This window comes from Micromonospora sp. WMMD1082 (genome assembly GCF_029626175.1).
Taxonomy (GTDB): domain Bacteria; phylum Actinomycetota; class Actinomycetes; order Mycobacteriales; family Micromonosporaceae; genus Micromonospora.
On sequence record NZ_JARUBM010000002.1, the window covers coordinates 3,996,108 to 4,015,096 of the forward strand.

The window sequence follows — 18,989 nt, forward strand, 5'->3', positions numbered from 1 at the left end:
CGAGAGCCGGCATGCGTCCAAACCTATCCGGCGGGTTGGGGCGCCGCAGCGGCGCCGACGGCCGGGGGCCGTGAAGCGCGCCACGTCGTCCGATCCGGACGGTCGGCCGGGGGCCGGCTCATCGGTGCGGCGTTGGCCGCCGACGACTGCGCCACCGACGACTGCGCCGCCGACGACTGCGCCGCTGACGACTGCGCCGGTGCGCGGTCGGGCTCAACGCTCGGCGGCGCCGGCCACCGGCTCCCGGGTGAACAGGGCCAGCAGGTCGCCGACCTGTCGATCGGCCTCCGCCGGGTGACGGAACCGCCCGGCGGGGTTGAGGGTGTACTCGTTGCGCCGGCCCACGCGGGTGCGGTGCAGGTAGCCGCCCGCCTCCAGGTCGGCGACGATCGCCTGGGCGGCGCGCTCGGTGACCCCCACCTCGGTCGCGACGTCGCGCAGCCGGGCGGTGGGGTTGCGGGCGATGGCGAGCAGCACGTGGGCGTGGTTGGTGAGGAACGTCCAGTTCCGGGTGCTCTCTCGATCGCCAGTGGTCGCCATGCCCGTCATCGTATGGCCTGTCGTTCGGGTTTTCCGGGTCGCGCGGTCGCCTCGCGTTCCGCTCCGGCCGGCGCAAGCGTCGACAGATGCATGAAACGCATATCACGTATAGCTTGACCTGTGTTGCAGTGCGTGTGACGGTGATGGCAGCCCGCGACCGGCGTCGGCCGGGTTGACCAGGCGTTCCACCGAGAGAATGAGGTGTAGCCGGATGAGTCGACCCGGATCGCTCGGCGCGCAGCCGGGGCCCGAACGCGAGCTGCTGACCGCGGATCTTCCCGGCGCCCCGCAGCGGGCCCTCGCCGAACTGATCGCCGGCAACCGGCGGTTCGTCACCGACACGCTCCGGCACCCGAACCAGAACGCCGGGCGCCGCGCCGCCGTCGCGGCCGAGCAGCACCCCTTCGCGGTGATCGTCGGCTGCTCCGACTCGCGGCTCGCGGCAGAGATCATCTTCGATCGTGGGCTGGGTGACCTCTTCGTGGTCCGCACCGCCGGGCACACCATCGGACCGGAGGTGCTGGGCAGCGTGGAGTACGCGGTGGCCGTGCTGCGTACGCCGCTGGTGGTGGTGCTCGGGCACGACTCGTGCGGCGCCGTGCAGGCGGCCCGCGAGGCGACGGCCACCGGTACCGCACCCTCGGGCCATCTGCGTGCCGTGGTCGACGCCGTGGTGCCCAGCCTGCGCCGCGCGCAGGAGGCCGGGGTGGGAGAGCTGGACGGGATCGTGGACATCCACATCGCGCGGACCGTCGAGGCGATGCTGGACTCCTCCGCGACCCTCGCCGCCGAGGTGACCGCCGGGCGGTGCGCGGTGGTCGGCATGTCGTACCGGCTGGCCGCCGGTGAGGTGCGGGCGGTGGCCGCGGAGCCCGCCGAACTGGCCGGCGCGGTGGCACCGGCCGGCTGACCGGGGCGCCCGGCGTCCGACGGCCCGGGCCCCGGGTCCGACGGCGAGGGCCGTCCCGCCGGATGGCGGAACGGCCCTCGGTGCGTCGCGCGGGAGCGCTCAGAGCATCGACACGTGGACGTGGTCCGTGTGGTTCGACGGGCCGCTGTAGGAACTCCAGCCGGTCGCCGGGAACCAGATCTGCCGGTTCCAGATCACGTAGTAGATGCCCAGCCGGTCGGCGTTGCGGACCAGGAATGCCGCCAGGTTGTTGCCGTAGATCCGGGTGTCGTTGTTGTGCCAGGGGCGGAAGCCGCTGTTCTCCAGCGACCAGTCACAGGCCCGCCCCTTGGGGTGCTCGAACTTGTCGCCCGGCCGGAAGCAGCCGACGAACCGGTTGAAGCCGGCCCGCTTGACCTCCTTGTACATGTGCAGCGTCCGGGGCGTGATGCAGCCCGACGTGGTCGGGTCGTTCTGGTTGCACGACTCGGACTTCCAGCCGCCGTCCGACGCCCGGTTGGGGCCGACCCGGGCCACCGGGGAGGTGGCGTCCACCAGTCCGCCGGTGAGGCCGACACCGCCGACCAGCCGGAGCGACTTCTCGGCCTCGGACTTCTTGCGCGCCATGTCGTTGGTCAGCTTCTGCTGCTCGCGTACCTCGGCGTCGAGCGCGAGCTTGGCCTGCTCGGCGCGGAGCTTGACCGAGTTGACCTCGCCCAGCTTCTTGCCGTTGACCAGGTTCAACTCGTCCAGTGCGGAGGCACGGTCGATGAACGAGTCGGGGGCGTTGCTCTGCAGGAGCATGGCGATCGCGCCGACCCGGCCCGTCCGGTACGACTGGGTGGCGATCTGGGCGACCTGCGGGGAGATCGCGTCCAAGTCCGCCTGGGCGCGGCGGACCTCCACCGCGTACTGGAGCTGCTTCTTCTTGGACTTCTCCAGCTTGGCCTTGGCCTTGGAGAAGTCCCGGTTGGTCGCCTCGATCAGATCGTTGAGCATCGGCGGGTCGTCGTCATGCTGCGCGGGCTTGGGGTTCGTCGGCGCGGCCGTCGCCGGCACGGAACCGGCGAAGACGGCGAACGCGGCGAACACGGCCACCACGGGTGTCAACCAGCGGCGTAGGGGTGCCGTCACTGTCGTCCCTTCCATCGACCGCCGACCGGGTTAGCTGACGGGTTCGGGACGGAAGTGGTCCCTACCGCTCTCGCGGATTCACCCCACGTACCTGGGTTCCCGGCTCGCCTGGCGGCGATTGGGCGGCGGCACCGCAGGCGCCGCTGCGCGCCTTCGGCGGTGACCGGCAGTGAGGTTACCCGACAGTCCATCGGTGCTTCTACGCCCCGAACCCGGCTAGATGCGTCATTTCGTAATCGCGGTGGGTGACCAGCGACACGAAACTCGGCCGCATCGTCGGGGGTGGTCACGCTGAGGAGTGTCACCATGTGCTGTCGGTGCTCCTGTCCGGGTCGGGCCACCCCGTGCGGGTGGCGGGGGACGTGTTACGGGTGGGTGGGGTGCTGAGGGCGTGGAGCGCCTCGGCCCGGTCCGTCGCCGGCCGGGGGACTGCGGGGGTGGGCTCGCCGGTGGGACCGCCCGCCTCGACATGGCTGGCGGTGCCGCCGCGACCGGCGGTGCTGACCACCACGGCCAGGGCGGTGGTCAGTGGTACGGCGGCGATCAGCCCGAGGGTGGCCACCACGCTGCGGACGATCTCCGTGGTGAGGAACTCGCTGGTCACGATCTGCCCCAGCGCGCGGGTGTCCGCAGTCAACAGGAGCAGCAGCGGCAGCGACGCGCCGGCGTACGCCAGCACGATGGTGTTGACCACCGAGGCGATGTGCGCCCGCCCGACCCGGGTCGCCGAGCGGTACAACTCGCCGCGGGAGAAGTTCGGGTTGGCGTTGCGCAGCTCGGTGACCGCGGCGGCCTGGGTGACCGTGACGTCGTCGAGCACGCCCAACGAGCCGATGATGATGCCGGCCAGCAGCAGGCCGTGCAGGTCGACATCGGCCCGGAACATGGACAGCGTGGTGGCGTCCTCGCTGCCGAATCCGGTCAGGTGGGTGGCCCCGGTGGCGGCCAGCCCGAGCAGCCCGGTCAGCACCAGGGCGCCGAGCGTGCCGAGGACGGCCACCGACGTCTGCACGGATATGCCGTGCGTCAGGTACAGCACCACAAACATGATCAACGATGCGCCGACGATGGCGACCACCAGCGGCGGCTGGCCGGCACTGATGCCGGGCAGCACGAAGGTCAGCAGGATGGCGAAGCTGGCCGCGAGGCCGGCCAGCGCCGCCAGCCCGCGCAGCCGCCCGAAGGCGACGATGGCGGCGGCGAAGAGCACGGCCAGCCACACCAACGGCTTGCCGCGCTGGTGCTCGGCAATGTTGTAGGTGCTGATCGAGGGGTCCTCCGGGTCGATCAGCGAGACCAGGATGATGTCGTCGCCGACGCTGACCCGGGGTGCACCGGGGCCGGCCGGGATGGGCGTCTGCACGTCCCGGTCGGCGTCCGGGCCGCTCTGCACCCGGACGGTGGCCGTGCCGCACGGCCCCTCCGCCGTCGTCGGAGTGCCCTCCGGGACCGCGGGGTTGGGCGGGCAGGGTTCGCTCACCACCCGGGTGACCGTGCCGTGGTAGCGGGGCGCGTCGTCCGCTGCCTCCGGCCGCGGCGCGTCCCGGGGCCAGAGCACGAGGGCGGCGACCAGGGTGGCGAGGAGCAGGGGGACCACCGTCACGACAAGGATCCGCCGCACCCCGGGCGGGGCGGGCGGAGCGGAACGGGTGTGGTCGGCGCCCATTCAGTGTCTCCCAACGATTTCAGGGCGGAATACGTGTCGATGGGCGAGACGGTTCAGTGTCGCCGGACGACCGTGGCGACGCGCGGCCCGAATGGCCTGAGCGTGGCGTGGTGGCTGCGTACCGTAAGCCGGATGCGGGCTCTCGGCGGCCGCCGAGGGTCGGCGGGGGCGGGCGCCCGACAGCGGGCGCGGGCCGCAAGGCACGGGTTTCGGCTGGCCATCGTGTGCGAATGGTAACCAGCCGCAGATCGGAACGCAGGTCGCGAGCGCGTGTCGCGGTACCCGACCCGGGTCAGCCGCGCTTCATCAGGCGGCCGACGGCGGCCATCATCTCGGTGGCCATCTCGTCGGCGCGGCCCTCGGCGGCGCCTTCGTGCATGCAGTGCCGGGCGTGCCCGTCGAGCAGACCGAGGGCGACCTTGTCCAGCGCGGCCTGGATGGCGGAGATCTGGGTGAGCACGTCGATGCAGTAGCGATCCTCGTCGACCATCTTCTCGATGCCGCGTACCTGGCCCTCGACCCGGCGTAGCCGGGCGAGCAGCTGGTCCTTGCTGGCGGTGTAGCCGCGGATCGGCGTCGGTGTGGTCATGCCAGCAAGGATAACCTACCCCCAGGGGGTATGGTACGGTCGACCGGTCGATACCCCCGGCGGGTATCCGGACAGTGTGCTCGACCCGCCTCGCGCGGGTGAAGGAGAGGAGAGGTTCCATGGTCACCACGACGTACCAGGTGCAGGGCATGACCTGCGGGCACTGCGTCAGCGCGGTCAGCGCCGAGGTCGGCGCGATCCCCGGCGTCAAGGACGTCCAGGTGGATCTGGCCGCCGGCCGGGTCACCGTCACCAGCGACCAGCCGCTGACCGACGACACGGTGCGTGCCGCCGTCGACGAGGCGGGATACGAGCTGACCGGCGCCTGAGACTGCCGGAGGTGAGGAACCGAGGAGGCACGATGAACGCGGCGACGAAGCTGAGCGGCTTCGCGCTCGGCCTCGCGGCGGTGTTCGGCGCGGCGTACGGGGTGGGCCAGATCACCGGTCCCGCGAGCGTGGTCGTCGCCGACCACGACAGCGAGGGCACCGGCCCCGGGGACGGCCACGACACGGGTGCCGCCGGACACGACGCGGGCGGCGAGGGGCCTGACCAGGGGGCGGGCGGGCACCTGCCCGGCGGGCTGCTGGTCTCCGACCGTGGCTACACCCTGGTGCCGGTCGGTGCGCCGGCAGGCGAGTTCGCCTTCCGGATCACCGGCCCCGACGGCGAGCCGGTGACCGGGTACGACGTCAGCCACGACGAACGGATGCACCTGATCGTGGCCCGCCGCGACCTCTCCGGCTTCCGGCACGTGCACCCCGAGATGGCCGCCGACGGCACCTGGCGGATCGCCTCGCCACTGGGCTCTCCCGGGGTGTGGCGGGCGTTCGCCGACTTCATCCCGACCGGCGGCGAGCCCATGACGCTCGGTGTGGACGTGACCGTCCCCGGTGACCTGGTCGAGCGACCACTGCCCGCCCCGGCGAGCAGCACCACCGTCGACGGTTACACGGTCACCCTCGCCGGTGAACCCCAGCCCGGCCACACCACGACCCTGGCGCTGACCGTCAGCCGGGCCGGCGCGCCGGTCACCGACCTGGAGCCGTATCTGGGCGCGTACGGTCACCTGGTGGCCCTGCGACGCGGTGACCTCGCGTACCTGCACGTGCACCCGGAGGGCGCACCGGGCGACGGGCGGACCACCCCCGGCCCGCAGGTGAGCTTCGCCACCGAGTTCCCCTCGGCCGGCGCGTACCGGCTCTACCTCGACTTCCGCCACGGCGGCGTGGTGCGCACCGCCGAGTTCACGGTGCACGTGGGCGAGCCCGGTGACACGCACGCGCCCGACACACCCGCGCCCGATGCCGGGACCGGCACGCCCGGGCACGGGCACGACTGACGGGACCAGACTCATGAGCCGACCTCTGACGACCGCGCCGAACCTGATCGAGCTGGCCATCGGCGGGATGACCTGCGCGGCCTGCGCCGCCCGGATCGAGAAGAAGCTGAACCGGATGGACGGCGTGCAGGCGACCGTCAACTACGCCACCGAGAAGGCGACCGTCTCCTACGACGATCCGGTCACGCCGGACGACCTGGTCGCCACGGTGGAGAAGACCGGATACCGCGCCGCCCTGCCGCCACCGCCGTCCACCGGCCCGGCCGCACCGGCAGCCGCCGCCGAGCCGGTGGACGCGCTGCGCGCCCTGCGTACCCGGTTGTGGGTCTCGATCGTGCTGAGCGTGCCGGTGATCGTGCTGGCCATGGTGCCGTCGTGGCAGTTCACCTACTGGCAGTGGCTGTCGCTGACCCTGGCCGCCCCGGTCGTGGTCTACGGCGGGCTGCCGTTCCACCGGGCCGCGCTGGTCAACCTGCGCCACGGCGCCGCGACCATGGACACCCTGGTGTCGCTGGGCACGCTGGCCGCCCTCGGGTGGTCGGTCTGGGCGCTCTTCCTCGGCACCGCCGGTACGCCCGGCATGACCCACCCGTTCAGCCTCGACATCGGCCGCACCGACGGTGCCGGCAACATCTACCTGGAGGCGGCGGCCGGGGTGACCGCGTTCATCCTCGCCGGTCGCTACTTCGAGGCGCGCGCCAAGCGGACCGCCGGTGCGGCCCTGCGGGCGCTGCTGGAACTCGGCGCCAAGGAGGTCTCCGTGCTGCGCGACGGTGCGGAGACCCGGATCCCGGTCGACCAACTCGTGGTGGGTGACCGCTTCGTGGTGCGCCCCGGTGAGAAGATCGCCACCGACGGGACGGTCGACGAGGGCTCCTCGGCGGTCGACGCCAGCCTGGTGACCGGCGAGTCGGTGCCGGTCGAGGTGGGTGCGGGCGACACCGTGATCGGCGGCTGTGTCAACGCCGGTGGCCGACTGGTGGTCACCGCCACCCGGGTGGGCGCCGACACCCAACTAGCCCAGATGGCCCGGCTGGTGGAGCAGGCGCAGACCGGCAAGGCCGCCGCGCAGCGGCTCGCCGATCGCATCTCGGGAGTCTTCGTACCGATCGTGATCGCCCTGGCCGCCGGCACGCTGGGCTGGTGGCTCGGCTCCGGCGCCGGACCGACCGCCGCGTTCACCGCCGCCGTCGCGGTGCTGATCATCGCCTGCCCGTGCGCCCTCGGCCTGGCCACGCCGACCGCGCTGCTGGTCGGCACCGGGCGCGGCGCACAACTCGGCGTCCTGATCAAGGGGCCGGAGGCCCTGGAGTCCACCCGGCGGGTGGACACCGTGGTGCTGGACAAGACCGGCACCGTGACCACCGGCCGGATGACCCTGATCGAGGTGACCCCCGGCGACCGCGAGCACCGCGACGAGGTGCTGCGGACGGCGGCCGCCCTGGAGTCCGGCTCGGAGCATCCGATCGCCCGGGCGGTCGTCACCGGCGCCGCCGAGGTGGGGCCGCTGCCGGCGGTCACCGGCTTCGCCAACGTCGAAGGGCTCGGCGTGACCGGCACGGTGGGCGGCCGTCAGGTGCTGCTCGGCCGGGCCCGGCTGCTGCGGGAGCGGGGTCTGGTCGTACCGGAGGAGATCGCGCGGGCGGCGACCGGCGCGGAGGCGGCGGGGCGTACCGCCGTGCTGGTCGGCTGGGACGGCCGGGCCCGCGGTGTGCTGGTCGTGGCCGACCAGGTCAAGCCGACCAGCCGGGAGGCGGTCACCCGGCTGCGGGCGCTCGGCCTGACCCCGGTGTTGCTCACCGGCGACAACGCCACCGTCGCGCGGGCGGTGGCCGCCGAGGTGGGTGTCGACGAGGTGATCGCGGAGGTGCTGCCCGCCGAGAAGGTCGAGGTGGTCGCCCGGTTGCAGGCCGAGGGCCGGGTGGTGGCGATGGTCGGCGACGGGGTGAACGACGCCGCCGCGCTCGCCCAGGCCGATCTCGGCCTGGCCATGGGCACCGGTACCGACGTGGCGATCGAGGCATCCGACCTGACCCTGGTGCGGGACGACCTGCTGGCCGCGGTCGACGCCATCCGGCTGGCCCGGAGCACCCTGGGCACGATCAAGGGGAACCTGTTCTGGGCGTTCGCCTACAACGTGGCGGCCCTGCCGCTGGCCGCCGCCGGGCTGCTCAACCCGATGATCGCCGGTGCGGCGATGGCCTTCTCCTCGGTCTTCGTGGTGGCCAACAGCCTCCGGCTGCGCCGGTTTCGTCCGGTTTCCTGAACCGGGACGGTTGGCCGACGGCGGGCCGGGGTATCTGACTCCAGGTAGCGATACGGAACCCCGGGAGGCTGACATGGGTGTCGAGGACAAGTTCAACAACACCACCGAGAACACCGCCGGCAAGGTCAAGGAGGGTGTGGGTCGCGCCACCGACGACGAGCAGCTGGAGGCCGAGGGTCGCGGCGACCAGATGCGCGCCAACCTCAAGCAGGCCGGCGAGAAGATCAAGGACGCGTTCCGGAAGTAACTCGTACGCGACGAATCGCCGGGCCGGCCATCTGCCGGCCCGGCGGTCGCGTGTCCGGCTCGGGTGTGGCTACTGCGGCGGTCGGCCGGCGGTGAGCCGGAGGGTGAAGCCCTCGGCGTCCCGATAGTGGGTGACGTGGCGGCACGACTGGTGGGTGATCCACAGGCCCAGCCCGCCCGGCTCCCCAGCACGGGACGGCAGCAGCCCCGCGTACGGGTCGGCCGGACCGGTGCCGGTGTCGCTGACGGTGGCCACCACGCGGTCCGTACCCGCCCACAGCCGGAACCGGACCGGCGGCCGGCCGTGCCGCAACCCGTTGGTGACGACCTCGCTGACGGCGACGACGAAGTCGTCGAACTCGTCGTCCGGCAGCCGACCCTGAGCGACCTGGTGCACCGCCGCGCGAGCCTGCGCGGCGGACGGGGCGACCAACTCGACCAGCGGCGGGGCCGTCTGGATCGGGTCGGGCGGCACCGCTCGCTCCCGGCGCAGGAAGGTTTCCGGTGCGACGTAGTCGGCGCTGGGCAGGTGCCGGTCGCCGGCCGTGGCGAAGCGCGGGTGGGTGGCGGCGATGTCCGCCAGCACCGAGGTCGCCGTGGTCCGGGTGTCGTACGCGCACATGCTCCAGAGCGGCCAGTCGTCGTACGCGTGGTTGATCGCCGCCTCGTACCGGGCCCACCAGTCCCAGCCGGAACCGAGGCCGACCGAGGGCACCTCGCCGATGATCCGGATCTGGCTGGCGCCACCGGCCACCAGGTCGGCGAGGAGCTGGCGATACATCCGGATGGTCGCGGTGGGCCGGGCGTAGACGTCACCGCCGGACAGGAACTCGACCTTCGCCTCGGCCGGCAGGGCGGCGCGGACCAGGCCGCCGGCACGCTCGTCGAGCGCCACGACGGTGGGCTCACCCGCCTCGACGCCGCCCAGCAGGAACGGCACCGCCACGGCGAGCAGCTCCTCGTCCGAGCGGTAGCAGAGAGCCTCGTGGAAGTAGCCGGTGCGCCCGGCGGCCGGACCGGTCCTCACCGGAGCACCTCCACCCGCAGGGCGGGCAGGTCCAGCAGGGCGGCGAGCCGCGCCACCCCGGAGCGGGCGGCGCGCAGCACGAGGGTGGCGTCGCGGTCCTGGGCGTACTCGCTCAGATGGATGAGCGCCCGGTGGTCGAGGAAGCGCAGCGCGTCGGCGACCAGCACCAACTCGTCGCCGACGGGCGCCAGGTCAGCGCGATCCAACGCGGTGCGGAACAGGTCGTGGTTGGACGGGTCGAGTTCCCCGGCGAGGGCGACCTGCCCCGCGTGCGGCGGTGCGGCGTACAACCGGAACAGCAGGTCGTCGACGTTGTGCTCCGGGTGCAGGCAGGCCAACTCGGCTACCGCCCGGTCGCCCAGCTCCGCACGGTCGTACCCGCACATGGCCCGGAACGCCTCGGTGACCATCATCTCGTTGACGCGGTGCTCGTAGCGGGCGAACGCGTCGCGCTGGGCGGGCGTGCGGACCAGCCCGGTGGCCTCGGCGGCCACCCGGAGCCCGGTGTAACCGTCGGCGAGCGCCGTCCGGGTGGCCGCCCGGTAGGCCGCCACCTGGCTGGCGGGATCGGTCACCGCGACGCTGGTGTACGCCCCGTCGAGGGAGCGCACCTCGGCGGCCCCGGCCGCCAGCGCCGTGGCGAAGTCGTCGAGACCGAGCAGCCGGTCCCGGATCGGCTCGGGTGGACCGGCGACGACGAGCCAGACCCGCTCGCCGGCGGCGAGGCCGGCGCGCAGGAACTCCACGGCACGGGCCATGAACCCGGCGCGGTCGTCGTACGCCCAGCACAGGTGCCCGTACCGTCGAGCCTGGCCACTCATGGGGTGCAGTCTACGGCGCGGCCCGGGCGGGCTAGATATGCATAAACTTCGATTGTTTGGGTCGCCCGGGAACCAACCGGCGATGCCGTTCGACCAATACGGCGATGACAGCAGTGACCGACGACATCAGCGGGTACGCGATCGCCGCGGGCCGGGGCGACCACGCCGCCGCCGCAGCGTTCGTGCGGGCGACGCAGCACGACGTGCGCCGGTTCCTGAGCCACCTCCCCGGGGTGCGGGAGGTCGACGACCTGGTCCAGGAGACGTACCTGCGGGCCTGGCGGGCCCTGCCGTCGTTCGCCGGCCGGTCCACGGCGCGGACCTGGCTGCTCGCCATCGCCCGCCGGGTCGCCGTGGACCAGGTGCGCGCCGCCACCTCCCGGCCCCGCACCGCGAACCTCACCGACTGGCAGGCCGTGGCGGAGGCGACGCCGGCCGGGAGGCGCGCCGGGGTGGACGAGCAGGTGGTGCTCCACGGGCTGCTCGCCGGCCTCGCCCCCGAGCGCCGGGAGGCGTTCGTGACCACCCAGTTGCTCGGCCTGTCCTACGCCGAGGCCGCGCAGGTGTGTGACGTGCCGGTCGGGACCATCCGCTCCCGGGTGGCCCGCGCCCGCGAGGAGTTGATCGCGGCGATGCATCCCACGGCCGCCCCCCGTCCCCACACCGCCACCTGATCCCTTCCGCGTTGATCACGAGGTTGGCGGCGGTCGAAGGGATCAGCTTCGCCGCTTACCTCATCGTCAACTCGGCGAGTGCGCGTGGGGGTGGGGCGGGAGCAGGCGTAGCGGAGTCGGCTCGTCGGTCTCGTCGAGCCGCAGCCGCCAGCGGGGCCGCTCCGGCCGGTGCCGCTCGCTCGGGTCACCGGCTGGCGGCGAGCTGCGCGCCAGCAGCACGGTGATCAGGTAGCCGACCACCAGGAACCCGTGGCTGACCAGGCGTTCCGTGGCGACCTGCGAGGCGGCGAGGTCGTTGACCGACAGCAGCACGAGGGTTCCCACGAAGGCGCCGAGCATCGGCAGCAGCCCGGAGGGCGAGGTCCGGCGCAGGGCGACGAAGAGGAAACCGGCGCCGACCGCGACGTTCCAGGCGGCGGACTCGTGCCACAGGTGCTGGCCGGTGGCGTGCAGGTGCACGGCGACCTCGGTCCGGCCGACCTGGGCCAGCCCGAGGACCAGCTGCACCGCTCCGAGCAGGCCCAGCGCGGCCCGCAGCCTGGTGACCAGGGTGGCGCGTCCGGCGAGCGGCAGCCGGCCGCAGCGCGCGGCAACGGCGGCGGCGAGCGTGCGCCAGCGCTGGCGGGGCGGCGGTGCGGCGGCGAGGATCGCTCCGGTCAGGTCCGGCAGCGAGGTCACCACCTGGGTACGCGCCCGCCGGGTCACCGTCGCCGCCGAGTCCAGCCAGGCTCGGCAGCCGGCGCAGGTCTCCAGATGCAGCCCGGCCGTGTGCTGCTCGTCCGCCGTGGCCTCGCCGTCCAACTGCGCCGACAGGATCTCCCGCCACTGCTCGCACCCCATGTATCGATAGTCGCTCCCCGGCTCGGCGTGGTTCCCGCCCGGACGACCTCGATCGCCGGACCCTGCCCGGGCGGCCCGATCGCCGGACCCCGCCGGGGCGCAGGAGCCGGCGGGTCAGGGGCCGCCCCGGGCCGCCCAGGCGTGCAGCGCCTCCCGGTCGCCCGCGCCGTCGAGGTTCAGCGCGGCCTCGATGAGCGCGAGGTGGGTGAACGCCTGCGGGTAGTTACCCAACGCCGTCCCGTCGGCGGCGAGCTGCTCGGCGTAGAGGCCGAGCGGGCCGGCGTACCCGAGGAGCTGGTCGAAGACCTTGCGGGCCTCGTCCCGCCGGCCGGCCAGCACCAGCGCCGAGACCAGCTCGAACGAGCAGAGCAGGAAGGCGCCCTCCTCGCCCGGCAACCCGTCGTCGGCCACGTAGCGCCGCACCAGGCCGGGACCGATCTCCAGCTGCTCGCGCAGCCGGTCGATGGTGGCCTGCATCCGGGGGTCGTCGCCGGGCAGGAACCCGACCAGGGGGATACGCAGCAGGGAGGCGTCCAGCTCGGTCGAGTCGTACGCCATCACGAAGCTGCCGACCTGCGCGTCGAAGCCGCGGTCCAGGACCTCCGCGTGCACCGCGTCCCGGGCGGCCCGCCAGCGTTCGATCTTCGCTGACCGGTCGTCGAGCAACTCCGCCAGGCGGATGCCCCGGTCCAGGCAGACCCAGGTCATCACCTTTGCGTTGACGTAGTGCCGGCGCGGCCCGCGTACCTCCCAGATGCCGTGGTCCGGCTCCTGCCACCGCTCGGCCATCACCTCGACGTGCCTGCGCAGCAGCGCCCACTGCTCGTCGGTCAGCTCGCCGGTGAGCTGGTGATACGCCAGGGCGGCATCCAGCACATGCCCGTACGTGTCGAACTGCACCTGCTCGGCAGCCTCGTTGCCGATGCGTACCGGCCGGGAGCCGGCGTACCCGTCCAGGTGCGGCAGCTCCCGCTCCTCGGCGGTGCTGCCGTGGATGCTGACCAGCGGGGTCAGCAGCCGGCCGGTACAGATGGAGATCAGGAAGTGCAGGTACCGCCGGCCCTCCTCGGCATGGCCGAGGCGGAAGAGCGCCAACAGCAGCAGCGCGGCATCCCGGTGCCAGGCGTACCGGTAGTCCCAGTTGCGTACCCCGCCGATCTCCTCCGGCAGGCTGGTGGTGGGTGCGGCGATCAGCGCACCGGTCTCGTCGAAGGAGAGCCCCCGCAGCACGAGCGCGCTGTGCCGGACGGCATCCGCGCCGAACCCGCGGTAGTCGCTGCGCGCCGACCACGTCTGCCAGGTCCGGCAGGTACGCCCGAACAGCTCGGCGGCCCCGGCGGGCTCGGCCGGGTTGTCGCCGTAGCCGACCAGCAGGGCCGCCGTCTGCCCGGCGGACAGCTCCGCCGCCACCCGCAGCACACCGCCGGTCACCTCGGCGGGCAGGTCGGAGTCGACCCAGAGCGGGGTGTCGGTCGCCCGCCACCGCCCGTCGACCTGTTCCCAGGCCACCTCACGGGCGCCGTACCCGACCCGGGGCCGCACCCGCAGGGCCAGCCGGATCGTGCCCTGCTCGACCGTCACCCGGCGGACCAGGAGCTTGTCCGCGCGCAGCGGCTGTTCGGCCTCGCCGGGGGCCACCGCCAGGAAATCGTGGACGAGGGCCGTCCCGTCCGGGGTGACGTACCGGCTCTCCAGCACGAGGGTGTCGGGCAGGTACCGCCGGCTCGGGCCGGGACAGCCGGCCACGGAGAGGTCGAGCGCGCCACCGGTCTGGCGGTCCAGCAGCCGGGCGAGGACGGCGTCGCCGGCGAAGTGCGGCACGCAGAACCATTCGACCGCCCCGTCGGCGGCGACCAGCGCTGCGGTGTGGGTGTCGGAGAGGAAGGCGTACGAGTCGATCGAGGGATAGGTCATCGCAGCTCCGGAAGGACGTGGGTGCCGAAGTGGTCGAGGAAGGCGGCCTGGGCGCGGATGCATACGACTACCCCGCAGGCTCGGGGGTAAGCGCACGGTTCGTCCGCCAGAAGGAGGTTGCGGGGTGTCGCGTCCGTTCGTGAACTGGTCCGGCAGCCTCACGTTCACCCCGTCCGGGTACGCCGAGCCGGCCGACGAGGACGAGGTGCGGGAGCTGGTGCTGCGGGCCCGCGAGTCGGGGACCACCCTGCGGCCGGTCGGCTCGGGGCACTCGTCGAGCCCACTGGTCCGCACCGACGACGGCATCCTGGTCAGCCTGGACCGGATGGGTGGGGTGGTGGACCAGGCGGGGGAACGGGCCACGGTCCGGGGTGGCAGCCGGCTGAAGGCACTGGGTGAGGGGCTCTACGAGGCCGGGCTGGCCATGGACAACCTCGGTGACGTGGACTACCAGTCCATCGCGGGCGCCACCGCCACCGGTACGCACGGCACCGGCCTCGGCTTCGGCAATCTCTCCACCCAGGTGGCGGAGCTGCGGCTGGTCACCGGCACCGGGGAGGTGCTGGACGTCTCCGCGACCCGGAACACCGACCTGCTGCCGGCGGCCCGGCTCTCCCTCGGCGCGCTGGGCGTGGTCACCCAGCTGACCCTCGACGTGCAACCCCGCTACGAGCTGCGCCGGATGGCGCTGTGCGCGCCGATCGAGTGGACCCTGGACCACCTGGCCGAGCTGCAGCACACCAACCGCAACATGGACTTCTACTGGTATCCGCGCAGCGACCTGACCCAGATCCGCACCCTGAACCGGGCCGAGGACCCGATCGAGGGCCGGATGTGGGCGCCCCGCCGGGTGGTCGGTTCGGGCCCGTGGAACGAACCGCGCGAGCTGAAGATCGGGCCGACCCACCGCACCATCCCGCAGGACCGCACGCTGCGCTTCGAGGAGATCGAGTACATGCTCCCGTCGGAGGCGTTCCCGGCCTGCTTCGCCGAGGTCCGGCGGCGGATCCTGAACCGGCACCGGCGCACCGTGGCCTGGCGGGTGCTGGTGCGGACCATCGCCGCCGACGACATCTGGCTCAGCAACGCGTACGGTCGCTCCACCACCACCATCGCCTGCCTGCAGAACACCTCGTTGCCCTACGAGGAGTACTTCCGGGACATGGAGGCCGTCTTCCGGCAGTACGGCGGCCGGCCGCACTGGGGCAAGAAGCACTGGCTGACCGCCCGCGAACTGCGTCCCCTCTTTCCCCGTTGGGACGACTTCCAGGCGGCGCGTCGCCGCCTCGACCCGGACGGGGTGTTCCTCACCCCCGACCTGGCCCGGCTGTTGGAGGAGGCGTGATGGCGCAGGTGTGGGCGGTGCCCGGTGGGCACGTCCCGTTCGGCGGCACCGGCGGCGAACCGGAGTTCACCAGCTTCGACCAGCTCTGCGTGCTGAACACCACGGACACCGAGGCGGATCTGACGCTCGTCTTCTACTACGAGGACGTCGAACCGGTCGGGCCGTACCGGATCGTCGTCGGCGCCCGCCGGATCCGGCACGTACGCGTCAACGACCTGATCGATCCGGAGGCCGTCCGTCTCGACCGCCCGTACGGCTGCGTGCTGCGCTCCCCGATCCCGGTGGTGGTGCAGTTCCTGCGGCAGGACACCCGGCTGCCGGGCACGGTGGCGCTCACCGGCACGATGGCCCATCCCATCGGATAGCTTGCCGCGCGGCGCACCGGGTAACCGGGGCCATGCGGATCTCGGTGGAGAGCCTCCGGGGGCGTGTCTCGGCCGCCGGCCGGAGGGGCTATCGCCGCTTGCAGCAGTACCTGATCCTGGCCTTCCAGGGCGCGCTGGCCGCGTCGTTGGCCTTCGTGGTGGCCAACCAGGTGTTGGGCAACCCGGAACCCACCTTCGCCCCGGCCGCGGCGGTCGGTGTGATCGCCACCGCGATCGGCCGGCGGGCCCGCCGGGCCGGCGAACTGATCGTCGGGGTGACGATCGGTGTCCTGATCGGCGATCTGCTGGTCGAGGCGATCGGCACCGGCCCGTGGCAGACGTTCGTGATCGTGTTCGGGGCGCTGCTCGTGGCGGTGGCCGTGCGCGGCACCGGCGCCCTGGTGACCCAGGCCGGCAGCGCGGCGGTGCTGGTCGCCACCCTCACCCCGGGCGCGCCGGACGTCGTCCTGCCCCGGACGACCAACGCCTTGGTGGGCGGGTTGACCGGACTGGTCGTGGTGCTCCTGCTGGCACCGATGAACCCGACCCGGAGCGTACGCCGGGTGGCCGGGCCGGCCCTGGACACCTTCGCCCGGCAGATGACGGCGGCGGCGGACGGGTTGGCCAAGGGGGACATCGGCCAGGTCGACGGCGTGCTGGACGACATGCACGCCTCCGAGAAGCAGCTGCGGCAGGTCAGTGACGTGGTGACCGCGGCCGAGGAGGTGGTCCGGTTCTCGCCGCTGCGCTGGCGGCGACGCCGGGCGCTGGCCGCGTACGGCGCCGGTGCCGAGCATCTGGACCGGGCGTTCCGCAGCAGCCGGACGCTGGTCCGCCGGGCCGCCACGGCGCTGCGCGACCACGAACCGGTGCCGGCCGGCCTGCCCGCCGCCGTCGAGCACTTCGGGCAGGGCGTGTGCCTGCTGCACGAGGAGTTCCTGGCGATGCGGGAGCCGGTGCGTACCCGGGAACGGGTGCTGCGGGCCGTCCGCGACGCCGGTGAGGCGTGCCGGCAGGAGATCGGCTTCTCCGGCACGATCGTGGTGTCCCAGCTGCGGAGCATCGCCAACGACATGCTGCGCGCCACCGGTGTGCCGAGCGAGGAGGCACGCCGACTGGTCCGGCACGCCGCCGCCGGCCGGTGACGCGCCCAACGGACCGGTGACGCAGCGGGCCGTGCGGCTCAGGCGACGAGTGCGGCGGTCATCACGACGTACGTGCCGAGCAGCACGATCCCCTCGAAGCCGAGCCGGCCCCACCCACACGCCTGCCGGACGAGCAGCCCGCCGAGCAGGGTCGCGGTCATGAACAGGGCGGTGGTGGTGACGAAGAGTTCCTCCGTGCCGGCGGCATGGTAGATCGAGCCGCCCCGGTAGGCGATGTCGCCGACGACGAGGTTGAGCGCGTCCAGACTGTTGCCGCCGAGCACGGCGGCGATCGCCAGGGTGGGCGCGCCACGCCGGACGGCGGCCACGGCGGTGACCGTTTCCGGCACGGCGTTGACCGCGCCCATCAGGCTCGCACCGACGAAGCCCGCGCTGAGGCCGGTGACCGTGAGAAGGTTCTCGGCGGCCAGCGCGATGACCCACCCACCGGCGGCGACCAGCAGGCCGACGAGGACGAACCGGCGCCACAGCCAGGCCGAGCGTCGGCGATCCAACTCGCCGTGTTCGTGGGGGACGTCCGGGAGCGTCTCGGCGGTGGCGACGGCCTGCCAGGGTGGGCTCGCGCCGGCCCGGCGGACCAGGTGCAGCCCGCCGAGGTAGCAGCCGACCATCGCGTACGAGGCGGGGTGCAGGCCGGCGATGGCGATGTCGGGCGCGAAGCTGCCCAGCAGAGCGAGTGACAGCAGCGCGATGAGCAGCGCACCGAAGAGCAGGTTCGACAGCGACGCCGCCGCGTGTTCCAGGTTGGCCCGGCGGTGGAAGGCGTCGGCCACGGCCACCGCGGTGGTCTGGGCGGCGATGCCACCGACGGCGTTGCCGTAGCCGAGCTGCGGCTGGTCGCCGGCCGCGGCCACCGCCGTCATCACGATCCCGGACAGCGAGGTGGCCAGCCCGAAGAAGACCGCCCCGAACAGCGCCTCACCCCAGCCCGTACGGTCGGCGAGGGTGTCGCCCAGCGCGACCAGCCGGATGCTGCCGAGCACGGTGACCACACCGGCGAGCAGAAACACGCCGATGCTCCAGCCCAGCGGCCACGGAGGCGTCAGGATGTCCGCCACCGGCCGGGGATTCCCGGAAAGCCCCGCCCGAACCCGGCCGGTCAGGACCAGAGTGCCTCGGCGAGGGCCACCCCGGCGAAGGCGGCGCCGAGACCCGCGGCGACGCTGAGCCCGGCGTTGAGCAGCGCGTACCCGCGGGTGCCGTCCTCGAAGAGCCGTACGGTCTCGTAACCGAACGTCGAGTAGGTGGTCAGCGCCCCGCACAGGCCGGTGCCGAGCAGGGTGACCAGGGAACCGGGCACCGCGCCCACGGCGGCGCCACCGATCAGGACACCGAGGACGAGCGAGCCCACCACGTTGACGATGAGGGTGCCCCAGGGGAACGCGGAGCCGTACCGCGCCTGGACCGCCCGGTCGACCAGGTAGCGCAGTGGCGCACCGACGGCGGCGCCGAGCGCCACGAGGAGCACACTCATCCCGCGCCCCGGTTCCGGCCCGCGCCGGTCGCCAGGCGGGTCAGCGTCATGCCGACCCGGACCGCGGTGAGGGCGGCGACGAGGGTGCCGGCGAGATACCACAGCGCGGTTCGCGCCGCGCCGACGGCCACCGCCTGCTGCACCTCGACGGCGTACGTGGAGAAGGTGGTGTAGCCACCGAGGACGCCGACGCCGAGGAACGGCCGGACCAGTCGTGGTGCCGTCCACGCCTCGGTGATCAGCACCATTAGCACGCCGATGAGCAGGCAGCCCGAGACGTTGACGGTGAAGGTGGCCCACGGAAAGCCGTCGGGCGGGTGCGGAACGGCCACGCTCAGCCCATGCCGCGCCAGCGAACCGACCACGCCGCCGACAGCGATCGCGAGGAGCAGGCTGGCGGTGCCGCCCCGCAACTCCGCGCGGTGGCGCGCGACGCTGAGGTCGACATCCGGATCGGTGGGCGGCTCGGGCCGCACGGAACACCCCCTACCCGTACCCGGTTGCCGAGGATAGCGCTGCCGGGCACGGGCTGCCCGGCGACCGGCCGGGCGGTGTCGGCGCGCCGAAAGGGCTGGACCGCCGCCGCATCGACGGTGACTATAAGTGGCTGGTCGAGTGCCTTCGGCTATGGCAGTGGCGCATCCCCTCCGCCCCGAGCGGTGCCCGCCGCGCGTCGCCGTCGGCGGCGACC

The 18,989-nt window shown here is 73.1% G+C and carries 20 protein-coding genes and 1 riboswitch; of the genes, 9 read left to right on the top strand and 11 right to left on the bottom strand.

Annotation, left to right across the window (positions count from 1 at the left end):
• Positions 1-213: 213 nt before the first annotated feature.
• Entirely contained in the window at positions 214-549 is a 336-nt protein-coding gene (locus tag O7615_RS18335; protein WP_278178918.1) for a helix-turn-helix domain-containing protein, read from the bottom strand.
• 202 nt (positions 550-751) lie between these two features.
• Here O7615_RS18335 and O7615_RS18340 point away from each other — a divergent pair, with 202 nt between their 5' ends.
• Positions 752-1,450, top strand: coding sequence for a carbonic anhydrase (locus O7615_RS18340; protein WP_278178919.1), 699 nt, complete (start codon positions 752-754; stop codon positions 1,448-1,450).
• 99 nt (positions 1,451-1,549) lie between these two features.
• Here O7615_RS18340 and O7615_RS18345 read toward each other — a convergent pair whose 3' ends face one another.
• The 3 genes from O7615_RS18345 to O7615_RS18355 all read right to left on the bottom strand — a co-directional run bounded on the left by O7615_RS18345 (position 1,550) and on the right by O7615_RS18355 (position 4,818).
• Positions 1,550-2,563 carry a hypothetical protein gene (locus O7615_RS18345; RefSeq protein ID WP_278178920.1) on the bottom strand — a complete coding sequence of 338 codons (1,014 nt, stop codon included), beginning with the start codon at positions 2,561-2,563 and terminating at the stop codon, positions 1,550-1,552.
• 3 nt (positions 2,564-2,566) lie between these two features.
• Positions 2,567-2,698, bottom strand: a riboswitch (cyclic di-AMP (ydaO/yuaA leader).
• Between the two features lie 166 nt (positions 2,699-2,864).
• Positions 2,865-4,229, bottom strand: coding sequence for a YibE/F family protein (locus O7615_RS18350; protein ID WP_278178921.1), 1,365 nt, complete (start codon positions 4,227-4,229; stop codon positions 2,865-2,867).
• Between the two features lie 292 nt (positions 4,230-4,521).
• Positions 4,522-4,818 (bottom strand): metal-sensitive transcriptional regulator, encoded by a 297-nt coding sequence (locus tag O7615_RS18355; protein WP_266248359.1) that lies wholly within the window; start codon positions 4,816-4,818, stop codon positions 4,522-4,524.
• Between the two features lie 119 nt (positions 4,819-4,937).
• Between O7615_RS18355 and O7615_RS18360 the strand changes: the two genes are divergently transcribed.
• From O7615_RS18360 to O7615_RS18375, 4 genes are all read left to right on the top strand, one after another.
• Positions 4,938-5,147 carry a copper ion binding protein gene (locus O7615_RS18360; protein ID WP_278178923.1) on the top strand — a complete coding sequence of 70 codons (210 nt, stop codon included), beginning with the start codon at positions 4,938-4,940 and terminating at the stop codon, positions 5,145-5,147.
• 32 nt (positions 5,148-5,179) lie between these two features.
• Positions 5,180-6,160, top strand: a complete 981-nt coding sequence (locus O7615_RS18365; protein ID WP_278178924.1) for a hypothetical protein — start codon at positions 5,180-5,182, stop codon at positions 6,158-6,160.
• 13 nt (positions 6,161-6,173) lie between these two features.
• On the top strand, positions 6,174-8,426 hold the full coding sequence (locus O7615_RS18370) for a heavy metal translocating P-type ATPase (protein ID WP_278178925.1): 2,253 nt from the start codon (positions 6,174-6,176) through the stop codon (positions 8,424-8,426).
• A 73-nt stretch (positions 8,427-8,499) separates the two neighbouring features.
• Complete coding sequence (locus O7615_RS18375) at positions 8,500-8,673, top strand: CsbD family protein (RefSeq protein ID WP_278178926.1); 174 nt, start codon at positions 8,500-8,502, stop codon at positions 8,671-8,673.
• A 69-nt stretch (positions 8,674-8,742) separates the two neighbouring features.
• Here O7615_RS18375 and O7615_RS18380 read toward each other — a convergent pair whose 3' ends face one another.
• Together O7615_RS18380 and O7615_RS18385 are read right to left on the bottom strand one after the other, a co-directional pair.
• Positions 8,743-9,699, bottom strand: coding sequence for an anti-sigma factor RsbA family regulatory protein (locus O7615_RS18380; protein ID WP_278178928.1), 957 nt, complete (start codon positions 9,697-9,699; stop codon positions 8,743-8,745).
• The gene (locus tag O7615_RS18385) at positions 9,696-10,520 is read right to left on the bottom strand and encodes an MEDS domain-containing protein (protein ID WP_278178930.1); all 825 of its coding nucleotides are present in this window, start codon (positions 10,518-10,520) and stop codon (positions 9,696-9,698) included. Before O7615_RS18385 ends, O7615_RS18380 begins: the two co-directional genes overlap by 4 nt.
• Positions 10,521-10,624: 104 nt before the next feature.
• On the opposite strand from O7615_RS18385, the gene O7615_RS18390 reads away from it, so the two are divergent.
• Positions 10,625-11,194, top strand: coding sequence for a sigma-70 family RNA polymerase sigma factor (locus O7615_RS18390; RefSeq protein WP_278178931.1), 570 nt, complete (start codon positions 10,625-10,627; stop codon positions 11,192-11,194).
• A 66-nt stretch (positions 11,195-11,260) separates the two neighbouring features.
• Here O7615_RS18390 and O7615_RS18395 read toward each other — a convergent pair whose 3' ends face one another.
• Together O7615_RS18395 and O7615_RS18400 are read right to left on the bottom strand one after the other, a co-directional pair.
• The gene (locus O7615_RS18395) at positions 11,261-12,034 is read right to left on the bottom strand and encodes a zf-HC2 domain-containing protein (protein ID WP_278178932.1); all 774 of its coding nucleotides are present in this window, start codon (positions 12,032-12,034) and stop codon (positions 11,261-11,263) included.
• A gap of 114 nt (positions 12,035-12,148) precedes the next feature.
• Positions 12,149-13,948: a glycoside hydrolase family 15 protein gene (locus tag O7615_RS18400; protein WP_278178933.1), complete on the bottom strand. Its 1,800-nt coding sequence runs from the start codon at positions 13,946-13,948 to the stop codon at positions 12,149-12,151.
• Positions 13,949-14,072: 124 nt separating this feature from the next.
• Between O7615_RS18400 and O7615_RS18405 the strand changes: the two genes are divergently transcribed.
• The 3 genes from O7615_RS18405 to O7615_RS18415 all read left to right on the top strand — a co-directional run bounded on the left by O7615_RS18405 (position 14,073) and on the right by O7615_RS18415 (position 16,803).
• Positions 14,073-15,293: a D-arabinono-1,4-lactone oxidase gene (locus O7615_RS18405; protein WP_278178934.1), complete on the top strand. Its 1,221-nt coding sequence runs from the start codon at positions 14,073-14,075 to the stop codon at positions 15,291-15,293.
• On the top strand, positions 15,293-15,658 hold the full coding sequence (locus tag O7615_RS18410) for a sensory rhodopsin transducer (RefSeq protein ID WP_278178935.1): 366 nt from the start codon (positions 15,293-15,295) through the stop codon (positions 15,656-15,658). Before O7615_RS18405 ends, O7615_RS18410 begins: the two co-directional genes overlap by 1 nt.
• A gap of 98 nt (positions 15,659-15,756) precedes the next feature.
• A complete protein-coding gene (locus O7615_RS18415) occupies positions 15,757-16,803 on the top strand; it encodes an FUSC family protein (protein ID WP_278178936.1) in 1,047 nt (348 codons plus the stop codon).
• Between the two features lie 38 nt (positions 16,804-16,841).
• Here the strand turns inward: O7615_RS18415 and O7615_RS18420 are convergent, their stop codons facing one another.
• From O7615_RS18420 to crcB (O7615_RS18430), 3 genes are read right to left on the bottom strand one after another with little or no spacing between them, the layout of a single operon-like run.
• The gene (locus tag O7615_RS18420) at positions 16,842-17,882 is read right to left on the bottom strand and encodes a cation transporter (protein ID WP_278178937.1); all 1,041 of its coding nucleotides are present in this window, start codon (positions 17,880-17,882) and stop codon (positions 16,842-16,844) included.
• Positions 17,883-17,923: 41 nt separating this feature from the next.
• Positions 17,924-18,298 carry a fluoride efflux transporter CrcB gene (crcB, locus tag O7615_RS18425; protein WP_278178938.1) on the bottom strand — a complete coding sequence of 125 codons (375 nt, stop codon included), beginning with the start codon at positions 18,296-18,298 and terminating at the stop codon, positions 17,924-17,926.
• A complete protein-coding gene (gene crcB, locus O7615_RS18430; RefSeq protein WP_278178939.1) occupies positions 18,295-18,774 on the bottom strand; it encodes a fluoride efflux transporter CrcB in 480 nt (159 codons plus the stop codon). The genes crcB (O7615_RS18425) and crcB (O7615_RS18430) overlap by 4 nt, the downstream gene beginning before the upstream one ends.
• Positions 18,775-18,989: the final 215 nt, after the last annotated feature.

Coding starts and splice junctions, on each gene's coding strand:
- O7615_RS18400 (WP_278178933.1), bottom strand. CDS start 13,948: ATGACCTATCCCTCGATCGACTCGTACGCCTTCCTCTCCGACACCCAC.
- O7615_RS18370 (WP_278178925.1), top strand. CDS start 6,174: ATGAGCCGACCTCTGACGACCGCGCCGAACCTGATCGAGCTGGCCATC.
- O7615_RS18390 (WP_278178931.1), top strand. CDS start 10,625: ATGACAGCAGTGACCGACGACATCAGCGGGTACGCGATCGCCGCGGGC.
- O7615_RS18395 (WP_278178932.1), bottom strand. CDS start 12,034: ATGGGGTGCGAGCAGTGGCGGGAGATCCTGTCGGCGCAGTTGGACGGC.
- crcB (WP_278178938.1), bottom strand. CDS start 18,298: ATGAGTGTGCTCCTCGTGGCGCTCGGCGCCGCCGTCGGTGCGCCACTG.
- O7615_RS18410 (WP_278178935.1), top strand. CDS start 15,293: ATGGCGCAGGTGTGGGCGGTGCCCGGTGGGCACGTCCCGTTCGGCGGC.
- O7615_RS18365 (WP_278178924.1), top strand. CDS start 5,180: ATGAACGCGGCGACGAAGCTGAGCGGCTTCGCGCTCGGCCTCGCGGCG.
- O7615_RS18340 (WP_278178919.1), top strand. CDS start 752: ATGAGTCGACCCGGATCGCTCGGCGCGCAGCCGGGGCCCGAACGCGAG.
- O7615_RS18375 (WP_278178926.1), top strand. CDS start 8,500: ATGGGTGTCGAGGACAAGTTCAACAACACCACCGAGAACACCGCCGGC.
- O7615_RS18355 (WP_266248359.1), bottom strand. CDS start 4,818: ATGACCACACCGACGCCGATCCGCGGCTACACCGCCAGCAAGGACCAG.
- O7615_RS18360 (WP_278178923.1), top strand. CDS start 4,938: ATGGTCACCACGACGTACCAGGTGCAGGGCATGACCTGCGGGCACTGC.
- O7615_RS18350 (WP_278178921.1), bottom strand. CDS start 4,229: ATGGGCGCCGACCACACCCGTTCCGCTCCGCCCGCCCCGCCCGGGGTG.
- O7615_RS18335 (WP_278178918.1), bottom strand. CDS start 549: ATGACGGGCATGGCGACCACTGGCGATCGAGAGAGCACCCGGAACTGG.
- O7615_RS18385 (WP_278178930.1), bottom strand. CDS start 10,520: ATGAGTGGCCAGGCTCGACGGTACGGGCACCTGTGCTGGGCGTACGAC.